This window comes from Bradyrhizobium sp. 27S5 (genome assembly GCF_037217225.1).
GTDB classification, from domain to species: domain Bacteria; phylum Pseudomonadota; class Alphaproteobacteria; order Rhizobiales; family Xanthobacteraceae; genus Bradyrhizobium; species Bradyrhizobium septentrionale.
In genome coordinates, this window is record NZ_CP147714.1 from 3,280,761 (window position 1) to 3,295,003 (window position 14,243).

Below are 14,243 nucleotides of genomic sequence, written 5' to 3' on the forward strand. Positions count from 1 at the left end.
CGACGAACGAATTTAAAGACAAGAAATTTTCATGCGTGCGGAGTTCCGAGCCGCACCGAAGCGGGCAGGGTAGTGCGTTCGAGGTCTTTCACAGCGCGGCGGACGAGCAAATAACATAAAAAAGCCTGGCAATTGCTTGTCGGTCGAAACGCTCGCAGTTTTTTTTAGACGAGCGTTTGGGTAGTTTGATGAATTGATTTTCGGCTGCAATCACACCTGCTCTGCGTCGGCAGAGTTATTAGGAGTGTGTGTATTGCGTCGCGTAAATTGCATCCCGAATGCTAAGCCATCGATCAAGTGGGCCGAGGTTGAAGCGCATTTCCACGAGCGTTCGAGCTCAAACTCTTCGACGTCAATCGATCTTCCGATCGAGCCCTTGCTTTCCACAGCGAACGATCCGCCAGTGCTGATTGATCAGCCGGCGTCGAGGGGGTCCATCGCCCTGACAGAGCGCCGCCAATCGCCGCGCGCGACCCGTTTAAAGCGCTGTCGTTCCGGCAGCAATCTCATCCGTATAGACGTTTTTTTTAGCACCAGCCGATTGCAGGACAGCATCATGCTCGCTCAATCCAAAGTTGCGTCGACCTCTTCGAACATTTCGGCCATCGCGGGGTTCCGGCTCAATCATTGCCAATGGGGAGTGTTCACGGGTGTAAGCTTTAAACGCGAGGTCGCCTTCATCGATCGCGGCATCGATGACCTCGAAACTCTACTTGCGGGCATCCGGCCAGATGTTGAAGCAATCCTGCTCTCTGATGATGAACCGGCTGTCCGCCAGATGGCGCGAGCGGTCAAAGGCAGGAGCGGACTGGAAGCAATCCACATTGTCGCCCACGGACAACCGGGAGAGATAGCTTTTTCAGCAGGGCTGCTATCGCTTGACACCATGGATCGTGTCGCGCGTGATCTGGCGCATCTGGGCAGCGCGATCACACAGGGCGGCGAACTACGGTTGTGGAGCTGCGCAGTCGCGCAGGGTGAGTACGGCGCGGCCTTCATCGACGCGATCGCGGCCGCAACCGCCGCCAAGGTGGTGGCGTCGGCCCAGCGCGTCGGTGCCGCCGTACGTGGCGGCAGCTGGGCCCTTTCGTCGCTCGACGGCTCAACTCTTGCTCCGCCGCCGATTACGACCACCGGGTTGAGGGCCTATGCGGGCGTGCTGGACACCAACAACACCACGATCTCCGGCAACAACAGCACCAACACGCTGACTGTGACCGGAAGCAACGATAGGGTCAGCGATGGCAACGGAACCAACTCGGTCACGGTCACCGGAAACAACAACACCGTCTCTGACGGAAACGGCACTAACACCGTTACGGTAAGCGGAAACAATAATACCGTTAGCGATGGCAACGGCACCAATACCATCACGGTCTCGGGCAACAACAACACCGTCAGCGACGGCAACGGCTCCAACACCATCATCGTCAGTGGCAGCAACGCGACCATCAGCGATGGCAATGGCGGCAACCTGATCTATGCGGCCAACACCACCGGCACCAACAGCATCAGCGACGGCAACGGCAGCAACGTCATCGTTGGTGGCAACGGGACCGATACCATCAATGCGGGCAACGGCAGCAATATCATCTATGGCGGCGCCGGGAACGACACCATCAATGTCGGCAACGGCAGCGACGTCATCATGGCGGGAGCCGGCAGCGACACCGTCACCTCTGGCAACGGCAACGACCTCTTTATTTATGCGCTCTCGGACCATTACACGGTCACCGGCAGCGGCGCGACCGCGACGCTGCATAGCATCGCCAACGACGTTGACACCTATGTCGCCGGCGGCGGAACCGATACGCTTCGCATCGTCGTAACCGCCGATGAATACGCGGTAATACAGTCCCAGCTTACCGCCTATGCCACCTGGCTCTCCACGCATAAGGGGAGCAGTGCGAGCTATTCGTTCAACTTCGCTGCCGCAGGCGGCCTATCCGTCAACGGCTTTGAGGCGCTTCAGGTTCAGGTCGTCAACACCGGCACGGTCAACCTGGCGCTGAATGCGACTTCGAGCAGCGGGTCGCTCAACAGCCTCAATCTCTTCAGCAACACGGTCGGCACGAGCTCGACCAACTTCACCGACACGTTCAAAATCGTCGGCCTCGCTGCCGGCAACAGCGGCTCGGGCGCCACGACGCTAGACCCGTCGCTCACCGTCGCGCAGTACCTCGACGGCACCGCGACCCTGCCGACCTCCTATACGGTGACCGGTGCGGACGGAACGCTAACTGTCAATGCCAATGGCACTTACAGCTACACGGTGACGTCCCACGTCTCTCTCACTGACACGTTCACGCTGACGACGCTCGACCAGAACGGCTTCGTTACCACGACGACGCTGACTTTCGGGGTGCCCAACCACGCGCCTGTCCTTTCGGGCGTTACCGCAACCGATCCGACCACGGTTGCCGAACTCACCGACGCATCCGCCCAGAACCTTGCGCCCATTCACGGCACGTTGACGGTGACCGATCTGGATGCCGGCAACACGCTGACTGCATCCGTAGTTGGCTCGCCGTCCGTCACGGTTAGTGGCGGTGGCACGGCACCCGCAGCGGTCGTGACCGCCTTGACCTCGGGCGCGCTGTCGCTCGGATCGGTGGTTGCCGACGGCGGCACCAAGACCATCGCCTGGACCTATGACGCCGCGACGGCCAACCTCGACTTCCTGAAAGCGGGCCAGACGCTCACGGTGGATTATACCGTAAAGGTCAATGACGGCTTCGCCGACAGCGGCACGCAGCACATCATCATCACGATCACCGGCACCAACGATCAGACGGTGCTGACCTCCGTGAACACCGGCTTGGTGTCAACTGCAGTTGGAGAGTCGACCGGTGATTCCTCAACGCAGGATATCGCCCCGATCGCCGGCAGCCTGGCCTTCAGCGACAAGGATGTCGGCGACAGCCTGACGGCATCGGCGGGCGCGCCGACGATCGCGCTCAATGGCGGCGCGTTGCCGGCAGGGGTCGATGCGACAGCGCTTAAGTCAGCGCTCGATCACCTGAGTTTCGGCGCCGGCGTAACCTCGAACGGCGGGGGCACCCAGAACATATCCTGGACCTGGGATCCGACTGCAGCCAACCTCGACTTCCTCAAGGCCGGCGACCAGCTCACCGTGACGTATGCGATCAAGGTCGGGGACTCCACGACCCAGAACCTGACCTTCACCATTACCGGCACCAACGACCAGACGACGCTGACGTCAGTGAACAGCACGGCGGTGTCGACGACGATTGCGGAATCGACCGGTGATTCCTCGGCGCAGGACGTCGCCCCGATCGCCGGCAGCCTGGCCTTCAGCGACAAGGACATCGGCGACAGCCTGACGGCGTCGGCCGTCAGCCCGACCGTGCTGATCAATGGCAATGCACTGAGCAGCGAGCTCAGTGCCTCTGCGGCAAGCGCGTTAAAGGCGGCGCTCGACCACCTGAGCTTCGGCGCGGGCGTCACGTCGAACGGCGGTGGCACCCAGAACATCTCCTGGACCTGGGATCCGACTGCAGCCAACCTCGACTTCCTAAAGGCCGGCGACCAGCTCACGGTGACGTATGCGGTCAAGGTCGGCGATTCCGCGACGCAGGACCTGACCTTTACTATCACCGGCTCGAACGACAACGCCACCATCACCGCCTCGGCGGCCGAGGACACCTCGGTCACCGAAGCCGGCGGCCTGGCCAATGCCAGCGCCGGCGATCCGAGCGCATCGGGTCAGCTGACCGTGCACGACGTCGACACCGGCGAGGATCATTTCGCAACCCCGGCCTCGCTCGCCGGCACCTACGGCACCTTCACCTTCAACCCCACCACGGGGGCCTGGACCTACACGCTCGACCAGGGTCTCGCCGACCACCTGACCGACGGCCAGCACGTCACCGACACGCTCACCGTGAGCTCGTTCGACGGCACCGCCTCGCAGGACATCGTCGTCAACATCACCGGCTCGAACGACAACGCCACCATCACCGCCTCGGCGGCCGAGGACACCTCGGTCACCGAAGCCGGCGGCCTGGCCAATGCCAGCGCCGGCGATCCGAGCGCATCGGGTCAGCTGACCGTGCACGACGTCGACACCGGCGAGGATCATTTCGCAACCCCGGCCTCGCTCGCCGGCACCTACGGCACCTTCACCTTCAACCCCACCACGGGGGCCTGGACCTACACGCTCGACCAGGGTCTCGCCGACCACCTGACCGACGGCCAGCACGTCACCGACACGCTCACCGTGAGCTCGTTCGACGGCACCGCCTCGCAGGACATCGTCGTCAACATCACCGGCTCGAACGACAACGCCACCATCACCGCCTCGGCGGCCGAGGACACCTCGGTCACCGAAGCCGGCGGCCTGGCCAATGCCAGCGCCGGCGATCCGAGCGCATCGGGTCAGCTGACCGTGCACGACGTCGACACCGGCGAGGATCATTTCGCAACCCCGGCCTCGCTCGCCGGCACCTACGGCACCTTCACCTTCAACCCCACCACGGGGGCCTGGACCTACACGCTCGACCAGGGTCTCGCCGACCACCTGACCGACGGCCAGCACGTCACCGACACGCTCACCGTGAGCTCGTTCGACGGCACCGCCTCGCAGGACATCGTCGTCAACATCACCGGCTCGAACGACAACGCCACCATCACCGCCTCGGCGGCCGAGGACACCTCGGTCACCGAAGCCGGCGGCCTGGCCAATGCCAGCGCCGGCGATCCGAGCGCATCGGGTCAGCTGACCGTGCACGACGTCGACACCGGCGAGGATCATTTCGCAACCCCGGCCTCGCTCGCCGGCACCTACGGCACCTTCACCTTCAACCCCACCACGGGGGCCTGGACCTACACGCTCGACCAGGGTCTCGCCGACCACCTGACCGACGGCCAGCACGTCACCGACACGCTCACCGTGAGCTCGTTCGACGGCACCGCCTCGCAGGACATCGTCGTCAACATCACCGGCTCGAACGACAACGCCACCATCACCGCCTCGGCGGCCGAGGACACCTCGGTCACCGAAGCCGGCGGCCTGGCCAATGCCAGCGCCGGCGATCCGAGCGCATCGGGTCAGCTGACCGTGCACGACGTCGACACCGGCGAGGATCATTTCGCAACCCCGGCCTCGCTCGCCGGCACCTACGGCACCTTCACCTTCAACCCCACCACGGGGGCCTGGACCTACACGCTCGACCAGGGTCTCGCCGACCACCTGACCGACGGCCAGCACGTCACCGACACGCTCACCGTGAGCTCGTTCGACGGCACCGCCTCGCAGGACATCGTCGTCAACATCACCGGCTCGAACGACAACGCCACCATCACCGCCTCGGCGGCCGAGGACACCTCGGTCACCGAAGCCGGCGGCCTGGCCAATGCCAGCGCCGGCGATCCGAGCGCATCGGGTCAGCTGACCGTGCACGACGTCGACACCGGCGAGGATCATTTCGCAACCCCGGCCTCGCTCGCCGGCACCTACGGCACCTTCACCTTCAACCCCACCACGGGGGCCTGGACCTACACGCTCGACCAGGGTCTCGCCGACCACCTGACCGACGGCCAGCACGTCACCGACACGCTCACCGTGAGCTCGTTCGACGGCACCGCCTCGCAGGACATCGTCGTCAACATCACCGGCTCGAACGACAACGCCACCATCACCGCCTCGGCGGCCGAGGACACCTCGGTCACCGAAGCCGGCGGCCTGGCCAATGCCAGCGCCGGCGATCCGAGCGCATCGGGTCAGCTGACCGTGCACGACGTCGACACCGGCGAGGATCATTTCGCAACCCCGGCCTCGCTCGCCGGCACCTACGGCACCTTCACCTTCAACCCCACCACGGGGGCCTGGACCTACACGCTCGACCAGGGTCTCGCCGACCACCTGACCGACGGCCAGCACGTCACCGACACGCTCACCGTGAGCTCGTTCGACGGCACCGCCTCGCAGGACATCGTCGTCAACATCACCGGCTCGAACGACGCGCCGGTCGTCAACGCCAATGGCGGCTCGCTGTCCTACACCGAGAACCAGGCGGCGACCGCGATCGACACGGCCCTGCTGGTATCCGACGTCGACAGCACGAATCTGACCGGCGCGACGATATCGATTACGACCAATTTCACCGCTGGCCAAGATGTCCTTGGCTTCACCAGCCAGAACGGCATCACCGGCAGCTACAACGCCTCGACCGGCGTCTTGACGCTGAGCGGCGCGGCGACGGTTGCCCAGTATCAGGCCGCGCTGGAGTCGGTGACCTATTTCAACTCGAGCGACAATCCGTCGGGCGCGACCCGCACCATCAGCTACCAGGTCGATGACGGTTCGGCGTCGAACCATGCCAGCAACGTCGCAAATACGACCATCACAGTAACACCAGTTGATGACGCGCCCGTGGTCAGCAACGTCACGATTAGTGCAAACTCGATCAGTTTTGTTGCCAGCGACGTAGACAATCCGACACTTTCGTTGGCCACTCCCTTCGCGGCGGCATTCGGAAACCCGACGATCACGGGTGGCAGTACAACTACCCTGACGCCAACGGCTCAAACTACGGCGGTTTCGGGAATACTGCAGGTCACCGACGGTGTGCTTTCGGCCTCTGTCACCGGTCTCTTCCTAGGCACGAGCGGAGACGATGGTTTCACCGCGGGCGGTTCGGACACCGCGATCTATGGTCTCGACGGAAATGACGTCTTGAGAGGTGGAGTAGGTGCCGACTGGATCTTCGGTGGTAATGGTAACGACACCATTATCGGCGGGTCAAACGATCATCTGCTCGATGGTGGCGCCGGTACCGACACGCTGCAGGAAGATCAAAATTTCACCAGCGCGAGCGATGCTCAGATCGTGAACATAGAGAAGGTCCTGCTCACGAATCCGGTGACAATAAATCTTTCAAACCAAACCGAGGGCTTCACGATAACTGGGTCGACCGGCGCGGATAGCATTACCGCTGGTTCCGGTAATGACACGATCGTGGGGGCACAGAACGATACGCTGCTCGATGGCGGCGCCGGCACTGACACCTTGCAGGTAGGAGCGAACTTCACCAGCACCAGCGATTCGCAAATCGTGAACATTGAGAACGTAACGCTGACATCGGCTGCGACGCTCAATCTAGCCAACCAATCAGAAGGTTTCACGATAACCGGATCAACGGGAGCGGATACCATCATCGGTGGCTCTGGTGCCGACACGCTGACTGGCGGAGCCGGCAACGACACGCTGACCGGCGGCGCGGGTGCTGACACGTTCAATGTCGATGCGGGCACCGACACCATTACTGACCTCGGCGCCGGTGGCACCGACATCCTGGTGGTGTCGTCGGGCGCGACGGCGAATGCGACGGCAGCGGCGGCCTGGACGGCGAGCGCAGCGACCAGCAATGCGGGTACAGCTTCGATCACGGCATCGGGCTTCAACATCAATGTGTCAGCGGCCACCGGGGCCAACGGGTGGACTGTGACCAATGCCGGCAATGCGACTGCGGTGACGCTCACCGGCTCGGCTCAGGCCGACACCATCATTGGCGGCTCTGGTGCCGACACGCTGACTGGCGGTGGCGGCAACGACACGCTGACCGGCGGGTCTGGTGCAGACACGTTCAATGTGGATGCGGGCACCGACACCATTACCGACCTCGGCGCCGGCGGCACCGACATCCTGGTGGTGTCGTCGGGTGCGACGGCGAATGCGACGGCAGCGGCAGCCTGGACAGCGAGTGCAGCGACCAGCAATGCAGGTACGGCGTCGATCACGGCATCGGGCTTCAACATCAATGTGTCAGCGGCCACCGGAGCCAACGGGTGGACTCTGACCAACGCCGGCAATGCGACCGGGGTAACGCTCATCGGATCGGGCCAGGCCGACACCATCATCGGTGGCTCTGGCGCCGACACGCTGACCGGTGGAGCCGGCAACGACACGCTGACCGGTGGCGCGGGTGCCGACACTCTTGATGGCGGATCGGGGCAGGATACGTTCCGTTATGCCTCCGCAAACGATTCAAGTGCTGGTTCGCTCGATATCATCAATAACTTCACTACCGGCACCGGCGCTACACATGATTTTCTAAGTTTCGCTTCGGCATTGGGGCTAACAACCTTCCAAACGTCAGACGCTGGTAATGGGAATTTCACGATCGCAGCAAAGAACGTTGTGTTCCATGTGTCTGGCGGAAATACGTTTGTCTACGCAAACACGGACACCTCCAGTCATAAGGTGAACGACAATGATTCTCACGTAATCGTCGTGGAACTTGCAGGTACGACAGGGCTGGTTACCCAGGACGTTGTCCTTTCCGGTTTCCCTGCGGGGGTTGTCGGCAGTCCGATGAACTTGGGGCTGACCACGACAATTAATCCGAATGGCCTTGCCTCCGTAACAATAACTGATGTCCCGACTACGATATCCCTTAATGGCGGGACCCAGTTGGACGCATCAACGTGGACCTTGCAAGACGTCGATCTAGCTTCTGTAGCAGTGACTTCGCAGGCGGTTGGAGCCGAGCTGTTGCATGTGACTGTTAATTGGACCGATCCCACTGGTGCGGCAGTCACGCAATTCATCGCCAGTAATCTTGAGACATTTAATCCCGGTTCACCCATCTTCGCATGGTCCGGCGACGACACGCTAACCGGTTCGAGCGGCCACGACACGTTCGTGTTCTCGCAACCGATCGGCAATGACGTCGTGCACAACTTCGAAGTGTCATCGGACGTCATCGACCTGATCAGCTACGGCTGGCAGAGCTTCAGCGACGTTCAGGCCCATACCGCCGACGACGCCAACGGAAACGCCGTGGTCACGCTTGCTGATGGCCAGACAATCACGCTCGACGGCGTCCACACGGCAGATCTGACCGCAGCAAACTTCGAGTTCGACGTGACGCCCACAGTCGAAAATCCGGGCGCGATGACGATCGGCGACGGCGCGATGCTGCCGCTGTCGGGCGTCATCCACAACACCGGCGAGATCGACCTGCAGGCCTCCGGCGACGACACGCTGCTGCAGCTGATCCAGACCGGGATCACGCTCAACGGCGGTGGCCATGTGGTCCTTTCCGACGATGACCACAACATCATCGCTGGCACCATGTCGAACGTCACGCTCGACAACGTCGACAACGTGATCTCGGGTGCGGGCCAGATCGGGCAGGGCAGCCGGACCCTGAGCAATGAGGGCACTATCGATGCCACCGGAACCCATGCCTTGGTGATTGACACCGGCGCCAACGTGATCGCCAACGCTGGCACGCTGGAGGCAACCGGCACGGGTGGGCTTGTCCTCGACAGTGCTGTGGCCAACAGCGGCCTGATCTGGGCCAATGGCGGCACCGTCACGGCAGAGGGTGAGGTTACCGGCAGCGGCAATGCGCTGATCAGCGGGGCCGGCACGATCGAGTTCGGGGCAGCCTCGGCGGCAGGCGTCACCTTCGACACGACCGCCGCTGGCCACCTGATCCTGGACGATGCCTTCCACTTCTCCGGCACGGTGAGCGGCCTCGATGGCAATGACGACATCGACATCAAGGGCATCAGCTTCGGCGCGGGCACCACGTTGAGCTACACGGAGAACCAGGCGGGGACCGGCGGCACTTTGACGGTGTCGGACGGCGCTCACACCGCGAACATCGTCCTGCTCGGTCAATACGATCCGACCGGATTTGCCGAGAAGGCCGACGCCACGAACGGCACGGTGATCACCTATGATCCGCACCACATCGCTTGAGGGGCGTGAACGCATTTACCATGGGAGAGACGCCGCGGGGAGAAGGCGAGCCCGTATGTTTACCCTCCTGCCTGTTTTGCGCCGGCGGCGGCTATCAACGTGGCCGTCGGCCATGCTAAATGGGGGGATTGGATGATTGATTTATTGAATCTTTCGACTGCTGCCCAGGGGCGGCCAGCGATCATGTCTAGAAGGTGGCTCCGGCCAATTTCCGCGTGAGTATCCTCCGTAAAAAAGCGGACGAATTCCGGCAGTCGCTGCAAGCCTGCCAGAGCTATTTTGTCACTGCGGCCATATTCAGCCTGGCCATTAACTTGCTCTACTTGGCGGGCCCGCTGTACATGCTGCAGGTCTATGACCGCGTGATCTCGAGCGCCAGCGAGATCACGCTGCTGATGCTGACGCTTGCGCTGTTGCTGGCGTTCATGGCGCTCGCGGGTCTCGATGCGGTACGCGCTCGCGTGCTAACACGCACCAGTATCCGCCTCGATCGGAAGATCGCGCCGCGGGTGATGACCGCAATCATCGACAATTCGGCAAAAATCGGCGGCGCACGCAGCCAGCTCTTGCGCGATTTCGATACGTTCCGCCAGTTCATCACCGGGTCCGGAATTCACGCTGTCTTCGATCTGCCGTGGTCGCCGATCTACATCGCGGTGATCTTTTGCCTTCACCCGTTCCTGGGCGCTTTTGCACTGGGATCTTCGATCATTCTGGTGCTGATGGCCTTTCTCAACGAATGGATCGTCAAACCTCCGCTCTCCGAATCCAGCGAGGCGGCAAATCGAAATTACAGCTTTACGGAGATGAGCCTGCGCAACACCGAAGTGGTGCGCGCAATGGGGATGACCGCTGGCCTCCTGAATCGCTGGAGTAAGGACCGCGACCGAATGCTGGAGCGCCAGGTCGCCGCGAGTGATCGCGCGGCGACGATGCAGAGCATGATTCGTTTCCTGCGACTTTCGATGCAATCCTTGATTCTCGGTCTCGGTGCCTATCTCGTGATCGAGCGGATGACCACCGCCGGGGCCATGTTCGCCGCCAGCATCCTGCTTGGCCGCGCCTTGCAGCCGATTGAACAGATCGTTGGGTCCTGGCGCAGCCTCATCTCCGCCCGCGGCGCATTCCTGCGGGTGCGCGAGCTGTTGGGAGCCAATCCGCCGCGCCAATCAGGACTGACGCTGCCACGGCCCGAAGGCCGTCTTTCCGTCGAAGCGCTGTCTTTTGCCGCGCCTGGAATATCAAAGCCCATTCTGCGCGGCGTCACCTTCCAGATCGAACCGGGTGAAGTATTGGGGATTATCGGCCCCTCTGGCGCCGGCAAATCCACGCTGGCGCGTCATATTGTCGGCGTTCAGGCGCCATCTGCAGGGGCCGTTCGCCTCGACGGGTCTGACGTTTCGAGCTGGATCAGGTCGTCGCTCGGCGAGCATCTTGGCTATCTACCCCAGGATATCGAGCTGTTTGCCGATACGGTGGCCGCCAATATTTGTCGGTTCAAGGACGGAGACGACAAGGACATCATTCTGGCGGCGCGAATGGCTGACGTACACGAGATGATCCTGCGGCTCGTCGATGGCTACGATACCCAGGTCGGGGAGGGTGGCGCGATCCTGTCCGGAGGTTACCGCCAACGCATCGGCCTCGCACGCGCGGTCTACGGCAATCCGAGCCTGGTTGTGCTGGATGAGCCGAGCTCGAACCTTGATGCCGAGGGCGACGCAGCGCTGGCCGACTGCATCACGCAGCTGAAGAAGCGCGGGACCACGGTGGTGATCATTTCCCATCGGCCGGCCACAATTGGCGTGGTCGACAAGATATTGGTGTTGCGCGAAGGCGTGGCCGAGATGTTCGGACCGCGGAGCGAAATCCTGGCGCGCCTCACGCGGCCTGTGCCGGTTCCTGCAGTTCGGGGAGCGACCGGTTAGGAGAAATCATGACGTTGCTTGATGTCACAGACCTGTCGATGCGCCCCGGAGCCGCGCCGCGCGGGACAAAGGGCACGAACAATGCTGGCATGCCAAACGACTCCATTCGCAATGTCTCTGTAGCGGGGTGGCTGATCATTGCCATCTTCTTCGGCGGCATCGGCACCTGGGCGGTGACCGCGCCGCTCAACGGGGCGGTGGTCGCCAATGCGGTCGTAAAGGTCGACGGCAACCGCAAGAGCCTCCAGCACCTCGATGGCGGCATCGTCAAGGAATTGCACGTCAGGGAAGGCGACAAGGTGCTCGCCGGCGACCTGCTGATCGTACTGGACGAGACCCAGGCTCGCGCGGAGCATGAAGTGCTAACGCAGCAATATGCCGTGCTTCGTGCATCGGAAGTCCGGCTGCTGACCGAGCTTGACCATGGCTCCCAACTTGTCATGCCGCCGGATCTGAAGGCGCGCTCCGACGATCCCTACTTCAAGAGCGTCTGGAACGGGCAACTCAGTCAGTTCGACACCCGCAGAGCCTCGCTCGAAGGGCAAAGAAGCGTCGTCCGCGAGAAGATCAACCAACTGGGATCGCAGATCGTTGGTGCGGAAGCGCAGGTGAAATCGTTCACCAACCAGATCGACTCAGTTCGCAAGGAGGCCAAGGACGTCGCTCCGCTCGTGGAGCGAGGGCTGATCGCCCGTCCGCGTATCCTGCAGCTGGAGCGGACGGCGTATGGTCTCGAAGGCCAGATCGCCGATGCAAACGCCAACATCGCCAAGGCGCGCCAGGCGATCGCGGAGCAGGAGCAGCAAATCGCCCAATTCGACAACGACCGGATGACCGACGTCACCAAGGACTTGCGCGACACCCAAGCCAGACTCCTGGAGGTCATCCCGAAGGCAATGAACGCCAAGGCGGTGCTGGGCCGGATGGAAATTCGCGCTCCCTATACCGGACGGGTGGTTGGCCTTAGCGTGTTCTCGATGGGAGGCGTGATTCAGCGCGGCGACAAAATCCTGGACATCGTGCCTGACGAGGACTCGCTGACAATCGAGGCGCAGGTGGCGGTCGAGGATATCAGCGACGTGCACCCGAACACACGTGCCGAAGTTCACCTGACGGCTTACAAGCAGCGTATCGTTCCGATCATTCACGGCGACGTCATTCAGGTCTCGGCGGACCGCTTGACGGACCCCAAGACCAACAATCCCTATTACACGGCCTACGTTCGGATCGACCAGGACGAGCTGTCAACCATGCCCAACATTCACCTTTATCCGGGGATGCCGGCAACCGTGATGATCCCGACGATCCAGCGAACCGCGTTTGACTACATCGTCGGGCCGCTTGTCATGTCGTTCAATCACGCGTTCCGGCAGAAGTGAGTCTTGGACCGATCCCTTGAGGCCAGTCTGGTTCCCTGGCGCCTAATTGTTTTGAAGTCGCTGTTGCCCCCCTGCCACCAATAATGCTGCTGTGCAGGTCTATGCTGCTCCCTGCAACAGGGCGCTCTCATGTATGACGTATACTTGGGTGGGAAAAACGATCTGCTGGTTATCCGGCGTGGACTTCCCATCCCTTCGAAATTTGGCGGAAACTGGCGGAAAAAGAAGCGCACCGTGCGATCGGTGAGCGAAAGAATTCAGGAGGACGTCGAAAAGCGTGGCTATCACTGGCGCAAGCTGGCCAGTCGGGTTCGATGAGACAGGTACGTTGAAGAGCACGTTCTGCTCTACGCTCGCCTTAAGGCTCTCGTTACCGTTTTCGGCCAGCATTCGCTGTTGCAGGTAGGTCGCGATCAGCGACAAGGTTCGATACAACGAGAAACTCTGACAGCCCGGTTGGCGGTCTCTTTCGTAGGGGAGGCCCATTATGATCAAGGGCTTCGCGGTAGCCGCATTGGTGGTGCTGGGAGCATCGCAAGTAGACCAGTATCTCACGCATGGTCGGTACACCGACGCGACGCTGGCTATGCTGAGGCAGATCAGGCACTCATTTCGCATTTGAAACGCGGCGCGCCAACACACGCACCAGCTCCAGCCTGTCTGCGCCAGTGTTGGGGGATTCGGAGCAGTCTAGATTAGGCCGGGGAGGGCAATCATCCGGCGCCGCTCAGGCGAGTAGGCCCGGCCTCGCACGGACGCAACGCGTCCAGGCGGGAGCATGCATTTCTTAGATGCTAACCGGCGACGTCGGAACGATTCAATCTCAGGGAAAGCAGGCCGTCGCCGAGATCGGAATCACCAATGTCCTGGAGCCCACATTCATTGAATAGTTGACCGACGCGCTGACCGAATTGCCGCAAGCAGCAGCGGTATAGGTGAAGGTGGGTGATACATCTGGGCCGAAATACCGGCTCTTGGTGTAGGCAACCGTTGTCGCGGCATCCGAGCAGACGGTGGTTTTGACTGATGCACACCTGGCGCCGTCTTCTACGGCAAAGTGGAGGCTGCCAATCAGAAAGAGACCGACGCATAGCGTGATGGTGCCGACAAGGAGCGCGATCAGAATGGGCGCAATAAGAGCGAATTCGACCGCTGTCGTTCCTCCTTGATCGAGCTGCAAAGTTTTCAGGAGCTTTCGCACGG

Annotated in this window: 4 protein-coding genes; 3 read left to right on the top strand and 1 reads right to left on the bottom strand. The window is 61.8% G+C overall.

The window, feature by feature from the left end; genetic code table 11:
• The first annotated feature begins 556 nt into the window (after positions 1–556).
• The 3 genes from WDM24_RS15160 (at position 557) to WDM24_RS15170 (ending at position 13,040) form a co-directional block, all read left to right on the top strand.
• Complete coding sequence (locus WDM24_RS15160) at positions 557–9,733, top strand: VCBS domain-containing protein (RefSeq protein ID WP_338831730.1); 9,177 nt, start codon at positions 557–559, stop codon at positions 9,731–9,733.
• A 194-nt stretch (positions 9,734–9,927) separates the two neighbouring features.
• Positions 9,928–11,661, top strand: coding sequence for a type I secretion system permease/ATPase (locus tag WDM24_RS15165; protein ID WP_414645720.1), 1,734 nt, complete (start codon positions 9,928–9,930; stop codon positions 11,659–11,661).
• An 8-nt stretch (positions 11,662–11,669) separates the two neighbouring features.
• Positions 11,670–13,040, top strand: coding sequence for an HlyD family type I secretion periplasmic adaptor subunit (locus WDM24_RS15170; RefSeq protein ID WP_338831731.1), 1,371 nt, complete (start codon positions 11,670–11,672; stop codon positions 13,038–13,040).
• An 823-nt stretch (positions 13,041–13,863) separates the two neighbouring features.
• On the opposite strand, the gene WDM24_RS15175 is transcribed toward WDM24_RS15170, so the two are convergent.
• Positions 13,864–14,241: a TadE/TadG family type IV pilus assembly protein gene (locus WDM24_RS15175; protein WP_166294190.1), complete on the bottom strand. Its 378-nt coding sequence runs from the start codon at positions 14,239–14,241 to the stop codon at positions 13,864–13,866.
• Between the last annotated feature and the right edge of the window lie 2 nt (positions 14,242–14,243).

Excerpts from the sequence above, each read along its gene's own strand:
- WDM24_RS15170 (WP_338831731.1), top strand. The coding sequence starts at position 11,670 with ATGACGTTGCTTGATGTCACAGACCTGTCGATGCGCCCCGGAGCCGCG.
- WDM24_RS15160 (WP_338831730.1), top strand. The coding sequence starts at position 557 with ATGCTCGCTCAATCCAAAGTTGCGTCGACCTCTTCGAACATTTCGGCC.